This is a genomic window from Novosphingobium indicum (assembly GCF_014645195.1).
GTDB lineage: Bacteria > Pseudomonadota > Alphaproteobacteria > Sphingomonadales > Sphingomonadaceae > Novosphingobium > Novosphingobium indicum.
This window is the reverse complement of the sequence record NZ_BMLK01000001.1, coordinates 152,833-171,125: the sequence shown is the minus strand read 5'-3', so window position 1 is coordinate 171,125 and position 18,293 is coordinate 152,833. Positions and strand designations below refer to the sequence as shown.

The following is an 18,293-nucleotide window of genomic DNA, read 5'->3' as shown; positions in this document are numbered from 1 at the left end:
AACAGAGAATTCATGTTAGCTAATCTTCCCGCAACCATGACTGCAGTCGGGTTCGAGACGCCGGGCGATCCGGACGTCCTTAAACCCGTGACATTGTCGCTTCCCCGGCCCGGTCCGGGGGAAGTGCTGATCAAGGTGGCATTTGCGGGCGTTAACCGGCCCGATGTCGTGCAGCGCAAGGGCAACTATCCGCCGCCGCCGGGCGCGTCGCCGATCCCCGGCCTCGAGGTTGCAGGCATCGTCGCGGTACTTGGCGAAGGGGTGAGCGAACTGGCCGTCGGGCAGGAGGTTTGCGCTCTGGTGTCAGGCGGCGGCTATGCGCAGTATTGCCTCGCCAAGGCCGGCCACTGCCTCCCTGTTCCGGACGGCATGCCGCTCGATTCCGCTGCCGCCTTGCCCGAAACGCTCTTCACCGTCTGGCACAATGTCTTCGAGCGCGGCTATGCCCGCGAAGGCGAGACCATCCTTGTCCATGGCGGCACCAGCGGCATCGGCACCATGGCGATCATGCTGGGTAGGCATTTCGGCATCGACGTGATCGTGACGTGCGGATCGCCGGAAAAATGTGCCGAGGCGCTGAAGATCGGCGCGGCGCAAGCCATCGACTACAAAGCCACCGACTTCGTGGAAGAGGTCGCGCGGCTCACCGGCGGCAAGGGCGTGAACCTTGTGCTGGATATGGTCGCGGGCAGCTATGTCGCGCGCAATCTCAAGTGCCTCGCTATGGACGGGCGCCATGTCACCATTGCCGTTCAGGGCGGTGCCAAGGCCGAGATCAACATGGCCGTCGTGATGAGCCGGCGCTACACGCTGACCGGATCGACGCTGCGGCCGCGCTCGGACGAGTTCAAGGCGCTGCTGGCGCAGGAAATCCTCGCCAACGCCTGGCCTCTCGTGGAAAGTGGGGCCTTGCGGCCGATCATGGATGCGCGCTTCCCCTTGGCGGATGCCGCTGCGGCCCACGCGCGCATGGAAGCCGGCGATCATATCGGCAAGATCGTGCTGGAGGTGTGAGGTCACTCATGCGATGAACTGCGCATGGATGCCCTGACCCTTCACGAAGACCCGCGCAGCGGGAACTGTTACAAGATCCGGCTCACGGCGGCCCTGCTGGGCAAGCGCGTCAAGCGCGTTCAGTACGACATCATGAAGGGCGATACGCGCCGGCCCGAATTCCTGCAGAGCGTGAATGCCACGGGACGCATTCCGGTGCTGCAGATCGGCGACCGGTTTCTGCCCGAAAGCAATGCCGCCTGCTGGTATCTCGCGGAAAGCTCTGCGCTGATGCCAACCGATGCTTTCCAGCGTGCCGATATGCTGCGCTGGATGTTCTTCGAACAATACAGCCATGAGCCGAACATCGCGACCTTGCGCTTCTGGCTGATGTTCGTGGGCGAATCGAACCTGTCGCGCTTTCAGAAAGACCAGATCATGGCCAAGCGCGCCGGCGGCGAAGCGGCTTTGGCGGTAATGGATGAGCATCTTGCCGAGCGTGACTGGTTCGTTGGCAAGGGTGCGACTTTGGCCGATATCGCCCTCTATCCCTACACCCATGTCTGCGAGGCGGGCGGTTTCCGCCTGCACGACTATCCGGCCGTGTGCCGCTGGCTGAAGCGCGTATCGGGCTTGCCGGGCTACGTGCCGATGGACTGATGGCCGGGTTTCGGCAGGACGGTTCGCAAGAAACTAGGCTTTTGCTTGCCGAATCCCGAAACTTTCCCTAAATCGGGCACGAACGGCCACTCCGAAGGGGTGGCCCTTATTGTTTCCGCCGGAGATAGAGAATGAGCCAGCCCACTCCGCTGATGCCGCACGCGACCGCCTCCTGGCTGGTCGACAACACTGCACTGAGCTTCGAGCAGATCGCCGAGTTCTGCGGCCTGCACCTGCTCGAGGTCCAGGCCATGGCCGACGATCTCGCGTCCAGCAAGTACACCGGTCGCGACCCCGTGCGCGCCGGCGAGCTGACCATGGAAGAGATCGAGAAGGGTCAGTCCGACCCCGACTACAAGCTCAAGATGCATAAGGCCCCGGTCACCGTCAGCCGTACCAAGGGCCCGCGCTATACCCCGGTTTCCAAGCGTCAGGACAAGCCCGACGGCATCGCCTGGATCCTGCGCAACCATCCCGAAGTTTCGGATGCGCAGATCGGCAAGTTGATCGGCACCACGCGCAACACCATCGGTGCCATTCGCGATCGTTCGCACTGGAACATCGCCAACATCACGCCGAAGGATCCGGTCACGCTTGGCCTGTGCTCGCAGCGTGAACTCGACGCGATCGTTGCCAAGGCCGCCAAGAAGGCCGGCATCGAGGACGATCTGCCGGGCGATGAGCGTCTGGTCGACGACAAGCAGGCGCTGATCGACGAGCTGCGCGCCGAACGTGAAGCTGCCGCCAAGGCCGCCAACGAAGCCGCACAGGAAGCAGAGGCCGCCGCCTGGCTCGAAGCCAAGCGTGCCGCCGAAGCTGCGGAAGAGCGCGGCGAGTAACCGCGAATCCGGCGCCGCGCGTTCTAGACCTGTCGGTAAAGTTAACAACTGAACACAAGTTGCTTGCCCGGGGCCGGTCTTGCGCCCACTATCGTGGGTATGGAGAAGAGGACCGGTCCCGGCGCATGGCGTAGCAGCTATGCACACCCTTGCTCGTGGGCGCAGGATTTTGCGCCTCTTTCCATGACGTCCTTGTTCGCCGACAGCGCCGGGCGCTACGCAGACCGCGTGTTCGCCGACTTTCTCGGCCGTGAATTCACCTACCGTCAGATCGATATAGAGGCACGGCGTTTTGCCGCCGGATTGCAGTCTCTCGGTATCGGCAAGGGCGACAGGGTCGGTCTCTACCTTCCCAACGTTCCGACCTATCTCGCCGCTTATTTCGGTGTTCTGATGACCGGTGCGGCAGTGGTGAATTTCTCACCGCTCTATACCGTGGCCGAACTGAAAGCACAGGTGGCCGGTTCTGGCACGCGCCTGCTGGTCACGCTCGACGTTTCGTTCCTTTTGCCAGCGGCCGAAGAGGTGCTGCAGAAATCCGATCTCGAATGGCTGGTCGTGGCGCGGCTGGCGGCGCAGATGCCGTTCTGGCAGGGCCTGGGCCTGCGCATGTTCCGGCGCGACGAGACCGTGCCGGTCCCCACGAGCGCGAACATCTTCGAATGGTCGGAAATTCTGGCCGATAACAATCCAGAACCGGTCGAGATCGATCCGCTTACCGATCTGGCCCTTCTGCAATACACGGGCGGCACCACCGGCACGCCCAAGGGGGCGATGCTCACGCACCAGAACCTTACGGCCAATGCCCGCCAGATCGAATGCATCGATCCCCATGCCCATGCGCGCGACGTTATCATGGGCGTGCTGCCGTTCTTCCATGTTTTCGCCAATTCGACCGTGCTCAATCGTACGATTTGCAACGGGGGGATGATTGCGATCCTGCCGCGCTTTCGGCCCGGGCAGGTGTTGGAGACGATGCAGCGCGTAAAGGCGACGGCGATGCCGGGGGTCCCCACCATGTTCCAGGGTCTGCTCGATCATCCGAGCATGGCGCGTACGGACTTCTCGAGCCTGTTTACCTGTATTTCAGGCGGCGCCCCCCTATCGGCCTCGCTGAAGCGGCAGTTCGAACGCGGAAGCGGGGCCAAGCTCGTGGAAGGGTACGGCCTTACCGAGGCGGCTGGAGTGGTCGCGACCAATCCGTTCGATGGCCGAGAAGGGCCCGGATCTATCGGTCATCCCCTGCCGGGAACCGACTTACGGCTGCTCGACAAGGAGGATCCGCAGCGGGACGCAGGTCCCGATGAGCCCGGCGAGCTGGCGGTTTCGGGACCGCAAGTCATGCTGGGTTACTGGAATCGTCCGGAAGCGGCTGCAGAGGCATTTGTCGAGCGGGACGGTACGCGCTGGTTGCGGACCGGCGATATCGCGACGATCGATGAAGACGGCTACGTGTGTATCGTTGATCGGGCGAAAGACATGATTGCGGTCAGCGGTTTCAAGGTCTTTCCCAGCCAGATCGAGCAGGTCCTGCTCGATCATCCCGACGTCAAGGAAGCGATCGTTCTGGGCGCGCCCGACGACTACCACGGTGAAATCCCGCGAGCCTACGTCGTGTTGCAGCCAGCCACCGTTGCCGAGGCCGATGAGATCGCCGACTGGCTCAATGCCCGTATCGGCAAGCACGAGCGCGTCGACGAGGTCGTACTGCGCGCGGAATTGCCCCGGACCATGGTTGGTAAACTGGACCGAAAGGCTCTCAAGGCCGAAGTCTTCGGAGCCTGATTAGCCGGGGACGACATCGTCCTCGCAGACAGGCAGTTCCGCTGAATATCAGGGCTGGTAGCCGTCCTCGGCCAGGAATCGGAGCAGGGCCTGATCGTATTCGTCGACCACGCCGTTGGCTTCGATCCGGTCGTCGAGCCAGGTCTTCTCGTCCCTGGTGACCTCGACGGCGGCCTCGATAAGCGTTTCGAACTTCGCTTCGACTTTCTTGCGGCCGAATATCACACCCTTGACGTTGGCCGTGCCGATGCTGCGCACTGCGCGGACCATGAAACCGCCCACCGAGGAGGTGTGGTCGTTCATGAAGGCTTCGAGCTGTGTCGCGCGTTCGCGCGAAAGCGGTGTGTGCGACGTGAAGCCCTGCAGGTAGTTGCCAACACCCTGAACAAAGAGCTGCTTCCATTCGGGCGCGTTGTCGCCTTCGAGCGTTTCGTCTTTGATGCGGAACAGCAGCTCGGCTTCCCGGCGGCTCACACCTGCGGGACGCTCGCTTCCCGATGCGAAGAGAATGCGGCGCATGATGCGCGCTTCTGCCTGCGTGACGTTTCCGGCTGCGAGTTCGCCGCCGCAGCGGGTCGGGCCGACACCGCTAACGACCGATTCCTCAACCTGGCGCAGGGCGTAGGCGCGCAGGGCCTCGGGCACGTTCAGGGCTTTTTCGAAAACACGCACCAGCAATTCGAGTTCGGTGATCGAGTGCAACCGGCCGTCGCGCTCGATGTGCGTAATCAGCCAGTCCGCATTGCCCTCGGTCAGATAGCCGCGCGGTTCAAGCTGGTTGACCACGTATTCGCCGATGGCCTCGATAAAGAAATCGGTCCACTCGGCGCTCGGCATGTCCAGCCGGCCGTTGATGGCGAAAATCACATCCGCCTGATCCGGATCGATCCGGCCGTTGGCCCAGCCGGCCCGGCGCAGCGACAGGACGTCGTCGCCACAGATCTCGCCATCGGCAAGCGCCTGTTCGGCGATTTTGCTGAAATGCATGCTCATCGTATTGCGGCTCCCGACAAGGATCGTCGGGAATCGAGTGGCAGAATACCTCTAATTTGGCGTTAAACGCCTCGTTATCCCTGCTTGAGCGCGGCGATGCAGGCGGCGCGGTCGACATCCTGCCCATCGGACGCGCGTCGGGCATCGACATAGGTCGCCAGCGGCTCGCGCGAGCGCGATGTGGGATAGAGATAGATGTCCAGAACGCAGGGGGTCCCGGTGAACTGCAGCTTGCGGGCGTCTCCTTCCCAGACATCCAGGCGGGGATCGCCGAACTGGCGGACCAGCTGCCTCTGCGTGGCACCGATCACCCCTTCCAGCCCGGGGCCGGACTGGAATTGCGGATCGCGCGGTGCGGTACGCGTCGGCTGGCGTACGGCGGGTACGCCTGCCGAGGGGCGCTGCGTGCTGGCCACACCGCCAGCGCATGCGCTGAGCAGCAGGGCAAGGGAACAGGCGGCCAGCGGTGCGCGCATACGGTGGATGGTGGGTCGCAAGGTATTCATGATCGGCCTCTCGCATTGCCCGGCTGTGGAGTCCTGTCAACGGCAGCTTTGATGGCGCACGGTTGCGGAGCGGCGAGCCGCACGCTACTCGCGGCCATTGCATTTCACGGCAATTCAAGGACACTACCCCCATGACGCAACCGACCCTGGACGTCATTGCCATCGGCAATGCCATTATCGACGTCATCGCGAACTGCGAGGACAGCCTGATAGACGAACTGGGTCTCGCCCGTGGCGGCATGATGCTCATCGATACCGATCAGGCGCGCAGCCTTTACGATGCCATGGGCCCCGCGCGCGAAATTTCCGGCGGTTCGGCAGCCAATACGCTCGCCGGTCTCGCCATGCTCGGGGCCAAGTGCGGCTTTATCGGGCAGGTGGCACAGGACCAGCTCGGCGACGTCTTTTCGCACGACATCCGCTCTGCTGGCATCCAGTTCTCGGTCCCGGCGCGCGCCGGCGATCCGCCGACGGCGCGTTGTCTGATCTTCGTGACGCCCGACGGTCAGCGTACGATGAACACATTTCTCGGCGCCTCGCAGCATCTTCCGCCCGAAGCGCTGGACGAAACCGTGATTGCGGATGCCGCGGTGCTCTACCTCGAAGGATACCTGTGGGATCCGGAAGAACCGCGTGCGGCCATGCGCAAGGCGATCGCGGCAGCGCGCCGGGCAGGCCGCAAGGTTGCTTTCACCCCTTCCGAAACTTTTGTGATCGACCGGCACCGCGACGACTTCATCGAGCTGATCGATGGCGGCGAGATCGACGTGCTGTTCTGCAACGAGCACGAAATGGCGGCGCTTACCCAGAAAGAGGACTTCGAAGCCGGCCTTGCTGCCTTGGCGCCGAAGATCCCCACGCTTGTCGTCACGCGCAGCGCGGATGGTGCGGTCGCGGTCGAAAATGGCGAGCGTAGCGAAGTAGCCGCGGAGCCGATCGACAAGGTGGTCGACACCACGGGTGCCGGCGACCTGTTCGCCGCCGGTTTCCTGTTCGGGCATGTTCGCGGCAAGCCGACGGCCGATTGCCTGCGGATGGGGGCGATATGCGCCAGCGAAATCATCTCGCACTACGGCGCGCGCGCCGAGAAGGATCTCAAGGCTTTCGTCGCCGAACGCATGGGATGAGCGGCCATTGAGGTGCATAAGGGAGACTTGATATTACCTGTCCGGCGTTGATCGACTTCGAAGCGAGCTGCCTGCCCGAATACGGGCAGTCCTTCCCCATCGAAGTCGCCATCGCCCGGACGGACGGGGACAGCCGCGCCTGGCTGATCCGGCCTGCCGATGCCTGGAAATACTGGGACTGGTCGGAAGAGGCCGAAAAGCTCCACGGCATAAGCCGCGACCTGCTCGAAGAGAAAGGCTTGCCGCTTACGCAAGTCGTCGCCGAAATGAGCGAGTTCGTGCATGACTGCAACGTCTATGCCGATGCCGATCTCGATCAGTACTGGCTGGAAGTGTTGTGTCACGCCGCAGGCTCACAGGTCCCGTTTCCGGTGCATTACCTCGGTGAGTTCATAAAGAAGCGCGGCTACACCCGTGCCCAGGTCGTATCCGCGCTTGACGAGGCAAAGAACAGGCTGCCCAAGGAGCACCTCGCCCGCGAGGACGCAAAGCGGCTGGCCATGGTCGTCAAGCTGCTGCTCGACCAGCCGCCCGAGGGTCTCAGCTACTGATCTGAAATGGCGCCGCCTGTTTGGTCCAGCAGGCTTGCGCTCCCTTGCACGGCTTGCAGCTTGGCAAGGCACTCGCGTTTGCGTGTGTCGCGCGCACCGGTGAGTTCGCGCGCCATTCGTGCTGGCAAGGCGCAGTCGCTGGCCGGGCGGATCGGATGCTTGGCGCGGCATCCCCGTTCGGTGCTGAACAGATTGTCCGCGCAATCGTCGAAGGCTGCTACATCCGCATCGTGCATGGCCTGGCAACTCCCTGCCCAGCGCCGCTTGTAGGACATCTCGGCAAAGCCGATGCAGTCGTTGTACTCGGCCTGCGCCGCCTTGGCGTGCTCGGCATTGCGTTTCGCTTCTTCCGCTTCGCGCCGTGCTTGCTCGACGAGTGCCTGGCTTTGCGCCGCTGCAGCGGATTTGCGTTCGGCCATGGCCTGCGTCTGGCGGCGGATATCCTGCGAGGGCAGGAAGATACCGTAGTAGAAACCGACCCCTGCACCGGCGAGCAGGACCCCAAGGGCAGTCGCCAGTTTCAGGATGGCATCGGAGTGCTTAAGCATCGCCTGCTTCGCGCGCCACTTCGCGCCAGCCGATATCGCGGCGGCTGAAACCGGTCGGGAAGTCGATGGCGTCCACGGCCGCATAGGCCTTGCGCTGGGCCTCGGTCACGGACTCGCCGCGCGCCGTGACATTGAGAACCCGGCCACCGTTGGCAACCAGCTTTCCGTCCTTGATGGCAGTACCGGCGTGGAAGACCTTGGCGCCGCCGGCCTCGGCCTCGGCAATGCCCTCTATCGATCCGCCCTTTTCCGGCGTGCCGGGATAACCCTTGGCCGCCATGACCACGGTCAGCGCCGTATCATCGGCAAAGCGCGGCGGCTGGATCGATCCCAGGCGATATTCGGCACAGGCGTGGAGCAGTTCGACAAGGTCCGATTCGAGCCGCAGCAGCATGACCTGGCACTCGGGATCGCCGAAACGGCAATTGTACTCGATCAGCTTCGGACCTTCGCGGGTGAGCATGAGGCCCAGGAACAGGACGCCCGAATAGGGCATGCCTTCGTCTGCCAGCGTTTTAACGGTCGGCGCTATGATCCGCGTCATCGCTTCGCCGGCCAGATCCGCAGTCAGAACAGGGGCCGGGCTGTAAGCGCCCATGCCTCCGGTGTTCGGGCCGGTATCGCCGTCCCCGACACGCTTGTGGTCCTGGGCGGACGCGAAGGGCACGATGGTGGAGCCGTCGGTGAGGGCGAAGAAGCTGGCTTCTTCGCCTTCGAGAAACTCCTCGATCACCGCTTCGGCGCCGGCCTCTCCGAAGCGGCCGGCGAAGATATCGCGCACCGCTTCTTCGGCTTCGGGCATGGTCATCGCGACCGTCACACCCTTGCCCGCGGCAAGCCCGTCAGCCTTGATGACGACCGGGGCGCCGAATTTCTGCAGGGCCGCCATGGCATCGGCTTCATTGGCCACGCGTTCGTAGCCGCCGGTGGGGATATTGGCGCGGGCGCACAGGTCCTTGGTGAAACCCTTCGACCCTTCAAGCTGGGCGGCCGCCTTGCTCGGGCCGAACACGGCAAAGCCCTTGTCGCGCAGCGAATCGGCAAGCCCATCGACCAGCGGGGCCTCGGGACCGATCACGATCAGGCCGATCACCTTTTCCTCGCAAAAGGCCAGTACCGCCGCATGATCGGTGGCATCCAGCGCCACGCATGTTGCATGTTCGGCGATACCCGGATTACCGGGGGCAGCCCACAATGTGTCGCAGAGCGGGGATTGCGCCAGCTTCCAGGCCAGCGCATGTTCGCGGCCGCCCGAGCCCAGAAGAAGGATGTTCATTTGCCTCAGCCTTTCGGTCAGTCTTTCGATGACGACGAATATGGAAACGGTCGTTCGGGGGGGCTGGTAGCGAAGCAGGCTGCCGGGGACAACGCCGCCCCGCTTTCCATCAGCGAGATTTCTTCGCTGCTCAAGCGCACGGTGGAAGAACGCTTTGGTTTCGTGCGCCTTCGCGGCGAGCTGTCCGGCGTCAAACGGGCAGCTTCAGGACACCTTTACTGCGCACTCAAGGACGAGAAGGCAGTGATCGACGGGGTCATGTGGCGCGGCGGCGCCCAGCGTCTCGCGTTTCGGCCCGAAGACGGTCTGGAAGTCATCGTCTCGGGTAAGCTGACCACCTATCCGGGCCGCTCGAAGTACCAGATCGTCATCGAATCGATGGAGATCGCCGGCGAGGGCGCATTGCTCGCCCTGCTCGAAAAGCTCCGTGCCCGGCTGGCAGCCGAAGGTCTCTTCGCGCCCGAGCGCAAGCGCGCCCTGCCGTTCCTGCCGACCGTGATCGGCGTCGTGACGTCACCCACGGGTGCCGTTATCCGCGACATTCTGCACCGCCTTGCCGACCGCTTCCCCAGCCGGGTGCTGGTCTGGCCGGTGCTGGTGCAGGGCGAAGGCGCCGCCCAGCAGGTAGCCAATGCCGTGCGCGGTTTTTCGGCGATTACGCCCGGCGGGGCTATCCCGCGGCCGGACGTCGTGATCGTGGCACGTGGCGGCGGCTCGATCGAGGACCTTTGGGGCTTCAATGAAGAAGCGGTCGTGCGGGCGGTCGCGGAATCGTCGATTCCGGTGATTTCCGCTGTCGGGCATGAAACCGACACTACGCTTTGCGATTACGCTGCCGACCGTCGCGCCCCGACGCCGACCGCCGCAGCAGAGATGGCGGTCCCGGTGCGCGCCGAACTCATGGCCCAGCTCGACGAACTGGCCTTGCGCAAGCGCCGCTGTGCGCTGCGTCCCGTCACTCTGGGCCGCGAGCGGCTGGAAGCCCGTGTCCAGCGTCTGCCGAAGCCGGACGCCATCCTGGCCGCGAAGGTCCAGAAGCTCGACGAGCTTTCCGAGCGGCTGCGTCGGGGCCTGCAAGATCAGGAGCGCAGCAAGCGCGAACGTTTGAGCGGTACGGCAGCGAAGCTGTCACTGCCCTTGCTGCGCCAGCGCGTTCAAGCCAGCCGGGACCGGCTCGCGCATGCCGGGCTGACGTCGCGCCTGCTCACGTGGCGCTGGGTGCAGGCGCGCGACAGTCTCGCACCGGTAGCCCGCGTTCTCCCCCAGCTCGATCCGCGCCTGCCGCTGCTGCGGGGCTATGCTCTGGTTACCGACACGAACGGTCAGGCGCTCACCAGTCGGGAGCGGGCGGAACAGGAAGCTTCGCTGGTACTCGAATTCCGGGATGGGAAACTGCCGGTCACGGTCGGTTCAGGCACGATGCCGCAGACAGCAACCCCGACGCCCCCCGCGCGCAAACCGGCGCGACCGAAGGCCGATGAGCCGCGGCAGGGCGATTTGTTCTGATTGCACCGCTCTGCTAGGTACTTTGCATGCTCATGTCTTCCGCTGATCGTCCCGCAACTCTCAGTTATGGTCCCAACGGCTTCCGGGTGCTCAGCCCCGGCCACTTCGTGGAATGCGCCGTCACCGGCGAGAAGATCTCGCTGGAGGCCCTTCGCTACTGGAGTGTCGGTCGGCAGGAAGCCTATGCCTCCGCGGAGATCGCCACCCGGCGCCTGCTGGAGCAGGCATGACGCTCCCCAAAGTGTCTATCGCATCGCTCGCGGTTGGCGGGCTCGCAGTGCTTTGCCTCGCGGGGGCCGTCGCTGGCGTGCCGTTCGGAGGGCGTGATTCAGCCCATGCTGCGACGCCGGGACTGCGCGCCGCGCCTCTGACATTTTCCGGCGAATTGACGCAAGGCGGCTGGATTCGCGGCAAGGCACCCGCAGACGTCAAGGCTTTGTCGCTTGATGGGCAGGATGTCCCGCTGGCGGCTGACGGTGCCTGGTTTGCGGCGTTCGATCGTGATGCCGGCCCGCATGCCACGCTCACGATCACGACGATAGACGGTGCCTTGACCCGGCAGACGCTGGATGTCACGCCGCGTGCCTGGAACATCGAGCGTGTAAACATCGCGCGCAGGTCCGGAGGGCCTTCCGAGGCCTTCATGAAGCTGCGCCGACCGGAGCTTGCCCGGATCCATGCCGCGCGGGCGATTCGCAGCGATGCGCAGGGTTGGCGCCAGACGTTCATCTGGCCGGTGGAAGGCCGCATTTCCGGGCGCTTCGGGTCGCAGCGCATCTATCGCGGCGAACCCGGCAGCTATCACTCGGGCATCGACATCACCACTGGCAAGGGTGGAAGTCCCTTCGTTGCACCGGCAGACGGTGTCGTGACGCTCGTTGCGGATAAGCCTTTCACGCTCGAAGGCAATCTGCTGATGATCGATCATGGCATGGGTCTCAACAGCGCATTCCTGCACTGTTCGCAGATCCTCGTGAAGGAAGGCGATCACGTGAAGCAGGGGCAGGTCATCGGCAAGATCGGCATGAGTGGCCGCGCCACCGGTCCGCACCTGCACTGGTCCATCAAGTGGGAAAAGGACCGGCTCGATCCCTTGCTTTTCACAGGCCCCATGAACTGAAGCCCCGGAAAGGCTTGCGGCGGCGCCGGAACAGACTAATCACGCATTGTGCGCCGCAACATCGCCCTCCTGATCCCGCTTCTGGCGCTTTTGGTGGTGACTTGGGGGCATGAAGCGCCAGATCCGGTGCAGAACGATCCGAGCATCCGCACGATTGCGTTGAAGCTTCCCTCGCAAAAAGTCCTGGCTTCTTATCTTGGGTCTTTTCAGCTCGAACATGCTTGGCAACTGGAATCGCGTGGCACGCGTTTTTCTGGTTACTCGTCAATGTTGCCTCTGCCGGATGGCAGAATACTGGCGCTTACCGACAATGGCTCCTTTGTGCGATTTTTTCCGCCGGGGACAAAACAGGCGCCTATCCAGTTCGGATGGCTCAAGTTTGGGCATAACCTGCACAGATCGCCCAGAGACGTTGAGTCCGTGGCATACGATGCTTCCACACATCGCTACTGGCTGGGCGTAGAGGGCAGCAACGCCATAATAAGATTGAACAGTCGTTTTGAGCAAACCGCTCGATTGCGGCCTGTGCAGATGGAGGACTGGGGCCGCAACACAGGGCCCGAAGCTATGACTCGATTGCCTGATGGCCGCTTCGTGGTGATACGAGAAGTCACGCGATCCTGGCAGGAATCACGCCTGCATCAAGCAGTGATGTTCGATGGAGATCCTGTCGAGCACCCGGCAGGCCACAGGTTCCTTTTTGACGGGCCGGACAACTTTTCTGTGGTCGATATGGCGCTCCTGCCCGACGGCCGGGCGCTGATTCTCATGCGGCGACTGCTCTGGGCCTTTCCCATGCGCTTTGCCGGGCGGATCGTGATTGCCGATCCTGCGCAGATAAGGCCGGGGAAAATCTGGCATTCGGTGCCGCTGGCTTCACTGGCCTCCGTACTCCCCGTCGATAATTTCGAGGCGATTGCCGTCGTTCCGCAGGCCGATGACAAAGTTGCTGTCTGGCTCATGTCCGATGACAACAACATGCGCGTCTTGCAGCGCACATTGCTTTGGAAGCTGACAGTCGACCCTACCCAACTTCCGTGGCCCGGAAAGTCGGAACGCAAACGCTAAAAAGCGCACGAGGCAGGCCTCGTACGCTCCGTAGCTTCCAACCGGATAATGGCTCTCCCGCAGGAGGGCCAGATTATCAGGCGGCCTGCTTCTTCTTGAGCTCGCGCTTCACCTTCAGGGCGCGCGGCGAAAGCTTCGTGTCGGAAGCCTTGAGCAGCCAGTTGTCGAGGCCACCGTTGTGCTCGACCGAGCGCAGGCCCTGGGTCGAAACGCGGAACTTGAAGCTGCGCTCCAAGGATTCCGACATCAGCGTGACGTTCTGCAGGTTCGGCAGGAAGACGCGCTTGGTCTTGTTGTTGGCGTGGCTGACGTTGCAGCCAACCTGACGGCCCTTGCCGGTCAGTTCGCAGATGCGGGACATGTCTACTCTCGCTCGAAAAAATCTGTTGCCGTTTGTACGGGAAGGCGCGCCCTTACCGAGTCGTCTCGACAAGGTCAAGTTGCATGGCGGAATTCAGCGCGCTAGCGGGGTTCGATGACCCGCTGGCCGCTCCCCGATTACATGCAACAGGCTCTCGCGCAAGCGCGGGAGGCTGCCGATTCGGGAGAGGTTCCTATCGGTGCCGTCGTGGTAAAGGACGGGCAGGTCATTGCAACCGGCCGCAACGGACCGCGTGAGCGGCACGACCCCACCAGTCACGCCGAAATCGAGGCGATTCGCGCGGCTGCACGTGCTCTCGGCAATGAACGGCTCGAAGGCTGCGAACTCTGGGTGACACTGGAGCCCTGCGCGATGTGTGCAGGCGCCATCGCCCATGCCCGGATTGCCCGCCTCTACTACGGTGCTTCAGATCCCAAGGGAGGGGCTGTCGAGCACGGTGCCCGCGTCTTCCAGCAAGCCCAGTGCCTGCACCGGCTGGAAGTCTATGCGGGCATCGGTGAGGCCGAATCGGCGGAGTTACTGCGCCAATTCTTTCGCGAGAGGCGGTGAGACCTCGCGTCCCACCTACAGGCCCCGCCAGATCTTAAGGCCGGCCGCATCGGGTGGGCCATATTGCCACTTGCTGCAGGGCTTTGGCATGAAGTCGTTCCCGTAGCACAGCCGGAGTTCCCGCAGCCATCCGGTTCGGCTGACTTCGACACCGACATAGGAGGCTTTCCAGTCGGGATTGCGCGCCAGAAATGCCTTGCGCAGGTCACCCACGGTAAGGTCTTTCTGACGCGAGAGGCGGTCGGCATCGGGCCAGCGGATGGATCGCCACAGGATCGCGCTGACATTGAAATAGGTTTTGGGCAGCTTCGTCATGCAGGTGCCGTGCTTGGCCCATTCATGTGCCAGCAGATCGGCCGATGGCGTCATGCACAAGTTGCGCCGCACAACTTCCGGGGAAGGCATTGTACCGCTTCCACACCATTGCGGCGCCGGTCCGCGACGGGCTTCGGGCCACAGGCCGTGCAGAATGAAGCCGAAGCGGCCGTTCTTGCGTGAACACTGCATGGAGCGGGTTTCTCCGCTCATCTTGCAGTAGTCGGGAGACCAGCTTGCCGCGAGCGTATAGCCGGCTACCGGCAGCTTGCGTACGGGCCCGTCAGGCGTGACGGGTTGCATCGGTGCTATGCTGCGCGGCAGCGCGCATTGATAGGCTTGAGCCCATGCGGGAACAGGCGCCAGCATGGCGGCTAGCGCGACAAGGGCTTTGCGGAACATTTCAGCGGAAGATCTCGGCTTCGTCGGATTCGGTCCGGCCACGATGGCGCAGCCAGTGATCGGCGTCCTCCCGGAAAAGGACCGCGACGGCGGCAACCTGCGCCATCGAGGCTATCACGGTCGTGACGATATAGGGCATGCCCAGAGCCAGATAGCGTTCGTAGTCAAGCATCTGGTTCACCAGGCCGAGCGCCGTCAGGCCCAGCAGGAACCAGCGTGCGATGTTGCTCGCGCGGCGGGCAATGGCGACCCAGAAGCACAGGTTGTAGCCGGTAACCCTCATCATCGCGAGCAGCGGGCCGGCTGCCGACTGGCCGTTGTTCACCGCCTGTGCGCGCAATTGGCCATAGTAGGCCAGCAGCAGCCCAACAGTCAGAATTGTCGCAGCAAGGACGAGATACCCGAACAACCGGACCGAGGGCGGCTGCTGCCGCTTCACAGTGGCGTGAAATCCAGTCCGATATCGGCTGCAGGAGCGCTCTGCGTCAGGCGGCCGACGGAGACGTAGGTAACACCGGTTGCGGCGATCGGTCCGATGGTCTCGAGATTGACCCCGCCCGAGGCTTCCGTGGGAACCCGGCCCGCCACCAGGGCGATGGCCTCGCGCAGCCTATCCGGTGCCATGTTGTCGAGCAGCAGATGGTGTGCGCCAGCGGCAATGGCCGGCTCGATCTGTTCGAGGTGATCGACCTCACAGATGATCTGCGCCACCCCGGCTGCCTTGGCGCGCGCTACCGCGGGCCCGACGCCGCCGGCGACGAGGGCATGGTTGTCCTTGATCATCGCGGCATCCCACAGGCCCATACGGTGGTTCTGGGCGCCGCCCATGCGGGTTGCGTACTTTTCCAGGTGCCGAAGCCCCGGAATGGTCTTGCGCGTGTCCAGCAGCGTTGCGTGGCCGTTCATGGCATCGACGTATTGGCGGGTCATCGTTGCGATGCCCGAAAGGTGCTGCACGGTGTTGAGCGCAGAGCGTTCCGCCGTGAGCATCGCGCGGGCATTGCCGGTCAGCCGCATCAGGTCGGTGCCGGGCTGCACGCGCGATCCTTCTTCGGCCAGGATCGCGATTTCCATGGTCGGGTCGAGCTTGCGGAAAAAGGCAGCCGCAATCGGCAGACCGGCCACGGTGATCGCGTCGCGCGAATCCATCACCCCGGAAAACCGCGCGTCGGCGTCGATTACGCTTTCCGATGTGACGTCATGACCGCCGCCGGGAAGCCCGACGCCGAGATCTTCGGCCAGAGTGACCTCGACGAACGCGGCCAGATCGAAGCCGGGGATCGAAAATGCGCTCATGCAACGTTTCCCGATGCGATCAGCCCGTGACTCCTGCCGCGGCAAGCACGGCGCTGGTCAGAACGTCGGGAGCAATCGCGGTCATCGGCACGATCTGCACGGGCTTTTCCATGCCCAGCAGCATCGGGCCGATATTGGTCGCCCCGCCGATTTCGCGCAGTAGCTTGGCCGAGATATTGGCCGACTGCAGACCCGGCATGATCAGCACGTTTGCCGGCGCGGAGAGCCTGCAGAACGGATAGAGGGCCAGGATCTTGGGGTTCAGCGCGGCATCGGGTGCCATGTCGCCATCGAATTCGAAACCCGGGTTCTGCGATTCCAGGATCTGGACCGCCCCGCGGATCGTCTCGAGCCACTTGCCCGAGGGATTGCCGAAGGTCGAATAGCTGAGGAAGGCGACACGCGGTTCGTGGCCGAGCCTGCGGGCGACCGCGGCAGTTTCGGTGGCGATGACGGCCAGTTCTTCCGCGTTCGGACGTTCGTTGATGGTAGTGTCGGCCAGGAACACGGTGTGGTGCTTGCCCACCAGCATATGGATGCCGAAAGGCAGCTTGTTCTCGGCCGGATCGAGCACACGGCGCACATCCTTCATCGACTGCGCGAAGGGGCGCGTCATGCCGGTGATCATGGCATCGCCGACGCCCAGCTTGAGCAGGCCCGAAGCAAAGACGTTGCGGTCGGTGTTTACCATCCGCTGCACGTCACGCTCCAGGAAACCGCGGCGCTTGAGCCGCTCGTAAAGCAGGCCCACCATCGGTTCGACGTGCTCGGAGACCATCGAGTTCTCGATCTGGTAGCTCTCCGGATCAGCAACGCCCAGCTCGCTCATGAGGTCGCGGATGTTCTGCGTACGGCCGACCAGGATGGGTTCACCATAACCGAAATCGCGGAACTGGATGGCAGCGCGCAGCACCACCTCGTTGTCGGCCTCGGCAAAGATCACCCGCTTGGGATTGGCCTTTACCTGCCCATAGACGCTGCTCAGCACCGACGTGGTCGGGTTGAGACGGCCCTTGAGCTCATGCCGGTAGGCGTCGAAGTCCTCGATGTGCTTCTGGGCGACGCCCGATTCCATTGCCGCCTTGGCAACGGCCATCGGGACGACTTCCATCAGGCGCGGATCGAAGGGGGCCGGAATGATGTATTCGCGGCCGAACTGCTGCGTCTCGCCATAGGCGGCAGCGACTTCCTCGGGCACCTGCTTGCGCGCCAGCTCGGCGATGGCGTGGGCGGCCGCGACTTTCATTTCTTCGTTGATCGCGGTTGCGCGCACGTCGAGCGCACCGCGGAAGATGAAGGGGAAGCCCAGCACGTTGTTGACCTGGTTCGGATAGTCCGAACGGCCGGTGGCGACGATGGCATCCGGCCGCACGGCCTTGACGTCGGGCGGAGTAATCTCCGGATCCGGGTTGGCCATGGCGAAGATGATCGGCTCGTTGGCCATTTCCTTCACCATCTCCTGCGTTACCGCGCCGGCAACCGAGAGGCCGAGGAAAACGTCTGCACCCTTGAGCGCTTCGGTGAGCGTGCGCTTGTCTGTCGTGACCGCATGGGCGGACTTGAACTGGTCGACGTTCTCGCGGCCCTTGTAGATGACACCCTTGGAGTCGCAGACAATCACGTTGTCGTGGCGCACGCCCAGGGACTTGATGAGAGCCGTGCACGCCAGGGCCGAAGCGCCGGCTCCGTTGACCACGACCTTGACCTTGTCGAGATCGCGACCGGTCAGGTGCGCCGCATTGATCAGGCCGGCAGCGGCGATGATCGCGGTGCCGTGCTGGTCGTCGTGCATGACCGGGATCTTCATGCGCTCGCGCAGCGTCTGCTCGATGATGAAGCACTCGGGCGCCTTGATGTCTTCGAGGTTTATGCCGCCGAAGCTCGGTTCCATCATCGCGATGGCTTCGATCAGTGCGTCCACGTTCTCGCTGGCCAGTTCGATATCGATCGAGTCGACGTCGGCGAAGCGCTTGAACAGAACCGCCTTGCCTTCCATCACCGGCTTGGACGCGAGCGCGCCGAGGTTGCCCATGCCGAGGATGGCCGTGCCGTTGGAAATTACCGCGACGAGGTTGCCCTTGGCAGTGTAGTCGTAAGCGGTCTGCGGATTGTCGGCGATGGCCTGCACGGGCACGGCCACACCGGGAGAATAGGCAAGGGACAAATCGCGCTGCGTCGCCATCGGTTTGCTGGCGATAATCTCGATCTTACCGGGACGGATCGTCTCGTGGTAGAACAGCGCTTCACGCTCGGTGAACTGAACCTTGCTTTTCTCGGACAAGCTACATCTCCTGCATTCGCCGGAGCCCCTAACGGATGTTGGGGGCACGCGATAGGGGAAAGGAGCGATCATGCGCTTCACAAAAAGCGATAAGCG

20 protein-coding genes are annotated in these 18,293 nt (G+C 63.4%); 11 read left to right on the top strand and 9 right to left on the bottom strand.

Translation table 11 applies throughout. The annotated features are described in order from the left end of the window. Nucleotides 1–12: 12 nt before the first annotated feature. From IEX64_RS00790 to IEX64_RS00775, 4 genes are all read left to right on the top strand, one after another. On the top strand, nt 13–1,014 hold the full coding sequence (locus tag IEX64_RS00790; protein WP_188817269.1) for an NAD(P)H-quinone oxidoreductase: 1,002 nt from the start codon (nt 13–15) through the stop codon (nt 1,012–1,014). Nucleotides 1,015–1,038: 24 nt separating this feature from the next. Next, complete coding sequence (locus IEX64_RS00785) at nt 1,039–1,653, top strand: glutathione S-transferase family protein (RefSeq protein ID WP_188817267.1); 615 nt, start codon at nt 1,039–1,041, stop codon at nt 1,651–1,653. Between the two features lie 131 nt (nt 1,654–1,784). After that, nucleotides 1,785–2,492, top strand: a complete 708-nt coding sequence (locus tag IEX64_RS00780) for a DUF1013 domain-containing protein (protein WP_188817265.1) — start codon at nt 1,785–1,787, stop codon at nt 2,490–2,492. Nucleotides 2,493–2,591: 99 nt separating this feature from the next. After that, the gene (locus IEX64_RS00775; protein ID WP_188817263.1) at nt 2,592–4,277 is read left to right on the top strand and encodes an AMP-binding protein; all 1,686 of its coding nucleotides are present in this window, start codon (nt 2,592–2,594) and stop codon (nt 4,275–4,277) included. 48 nt (nt 4,278–4,325) lie between these two features. Here IEX64_RS00775 and IEX64_RS00770 read toward each other — a convergent pair whose 3' ends face one another. Both IEX64_RS00770 and IEX64_RS00765 read right to left on the bottom strand, forming a co-directional pair. Continuing rightward, nucleotides 4,326–5,270 carry a hypothetical protein gene (locus tag IEX64_RS00770; RefSeq protein ID WP_188817261.1) on the bottom strand — a complete coding sequence of 315 codons (945 nt, stop codon included), beginning with the start codon at nt 5,268–5,270 and terminating at the stop codon, nt 4,326–4,328. Nucleotides 5,271–5,344: 74 nt separating this feature from the next. Next, nucleotides 5,345–5,776, bottom strand: coding sequence for a hypothetical protein (locus IEX64_RS00765; RefSeq protein ID WP_229709992.1), 432 nt, complete (start codon nt 5,774–5,776; stop codon nt 5,345–5,347). Nucleotides 5,777–5,907: 131 nt separating this feature from the next. Between IEX64_RS00765 and IEX64_RS00760 the strand changes: the two genes are divergently transcribed. After that, the gene (locus IEX64_RS00760; RefSeq protein ID WP_188817259.1) at nt 5,908–6,903 is read left to right on the top strand and encodes an adenosine kinase; all 996 of its coding nucleotides are present in this window, start codon (nt 5,908–5,910) and stop codon (nt 6,901–6,903) included. 47 nt (nt 6,904–6,950) lie between these two features. Beyond that, nucleotides 6,951–7,454, top strand: coding sequence for a 3'-5' exonuclease (locus tag IEX64_RS00755; protein WP_229709991.1), 504 nt, complete (start codon nt 6,951–6,953; stop codon nt 7,452–7,454). Here IEX64_RS00755 and IEX64_RS00750 read toward each other — a convergent pair. Both IEX64_RS00750 and purD read right to left on the bottom strand, forming a co-directional pair. Beyond that, nucleotides 7,448–8,002 (bottom strand): hypothetical protein, encoded by a 555-nt coding sequence (locus tag IEX64_RS00750; protein WP_188817257.1) that lies wholly within the window; start codon nt 8,000–8,002, stop codon nt 7,448–7,450. The genes IEX64_RS00755 and IEX64_RS00750 overlap by 7 nt on opposite strands. Beyond that, complete coding sequence (purD, locus tag IEX64_RS00745) at nt 7,995–9,278, bottom strand: phosphoribosylamine--glycine ligase (protein ID WP_188817255.1); 1,284 nt, start codon at nt 9,276–9,278, stop codon at nt 7,995–7,997. The genes IEX64_RS00750 and purD overlap by 8 nt, the downstream gene beginning before the upstream one ends. Between purD and xseA the strand changes: the two genes are divergently transcribed. Genes xseA through IEX64_RS00725 form a run of 4 tightly spaced genes read left to right on the top strand, consistent with a single transcriptional unit; the run spans nt 9,279 to nt 12,972 of the window. Continuing rightward, a complete protein-coding gene (gene xseA / locus IEX64_RS00740; RefSeq protein ID WP_229709990.1) occupies nt 9,279–10,784 on the top strand; it encodes an exodeoxyribonuclease VII large subunit in 1,506 nt (501 codons plus the stop codon). A 26-nt stretch (nt 10,785–10,810) separates the two neighbouring features. Then, on the top strand, nt 10,811–11,014 hold the full coding sequence (locus IEX64_RS00735) for a DUF2093 domain-containing protein (RefSeq protein ID WP_188817251.1): 204 nt from the start codon (nt 10,811–10,813) through the stop codon (nt 11,012–11,014). Further along, nucleotides 11,011–11,904, top strand: a complete 894-nt coding sequence (locus IEX64_RS00730) for a M23 family metallopeptidase (protein ID WP_188817249.1) — start codon at nt 11,011–11,013, stop codon at nt 11,902–11,904. The genes IEX64_RS00735 and IEX64_RS00730 overlap by 4 nt, the downstream gene beginning before the upstream one ends. 48 nt (nt 11,905–11,952) lie before the next feature. Continuing rightward, nucleotides 11,953–12,972: an esterase-like activity of phytase family protein gene (locus IEX64_RS00725; RefSeq protein ID WP_188817247.1), complete on the top strand. Its 1,020-nt coding sequence runs from the start codon at nt 11,953–11,955 to the stop codon at nt 12,970–12,972. A 76-nt stretch (nt 12,973–13,048) separates the two neighbouring features. Here the strand turns inward: IEX64_RS00725 and rpmB are convergent, their stop codons facing one another. Next, nucleotides 13,049–13,333: a 50S ribosomal protein L28 gene (gene rpmB / locus IEX64_RS00720; RefSeq protein WP_188817245.1), complete on the bottom strand. Its 285-nt coding sequence runs from the start codon at nt 13,331–13,333 to the stop codon at nt 13,049–13,051. Between the two features lie 114 nt (nt 13,334–13,447). Here rpmB and IEX64_RS00715 point away from each other — a divergent pair, with 114 nt between their 5' ends. After that, entirely contained in the window at nt 13,448–13,903 is a 456-nt protein-coding gene (locus tag IEX64_RS00715) for a nucleoside deaminase (protein WP_188817242.1), read from the top strand. Between the two features lie 15 nt (nt 13,904–13,918). On the opposite strand, the gene IEX64_RS00710 is transcribed toward IEX64_RS00715, so the two are convergent. From IEX64_RS00710 to IEX64_RS00695, 4 genes are read right to left on the bottom strand one after another with little or no spacing between them, the layout of a single operon-like run. After that, nucleotides 13,919–14,620, bottom strand: a complete 702-nt coding sequence (locus tag IEX64_RS00710; protein ID WP_188817240.1) for a ribonuclease T2 family protein — start codon at nt 14,618–14,620, stop codon at nt 13,919–13,921. 1 nt (nt 14,621) lies between these two features. Then, nucleotides 14,622–15,059 (bottom strand): hypothetical protein, encoded by a 438-nt coding sequence (locus IEX64_RS00705; RefSeq protein ID WP_188817238.1) that lies wholly within the window; start codon nt 15,057–15,059, stop codon nt 14,622–14,624. Then, a complete protein-coding gene (gene nadC, locus IEX64_RS00700) occupies nt 15,056–15,916 on the bottom strand; it encodes a carboxylating nicotinate-nucleotide diphosphorylase (RefSeq protein WP_188817236.1) in 861 nt (286 codons plus the stop codon). Before nadC ends, IEX64_RS00705 begins: the two co-directional genes overlap by 4 nt. A gap of 19 nt (nt 15,917–15,935) precedes the next feature. Next, nucleotides 15,936–18,197 (bottom strand): NADP-dependent malic enzyme, encoded by a 2,262-nt coding sequence (locus IEX64_RS00695; RefSeq protein WP_229709989.1) that lies wholly within the window; start codon nt 18,195–18,197, stop codon nt 15,936–15,938. Nucleotides 18,198–18,293 lie beyond the last annotated feature (96 nt).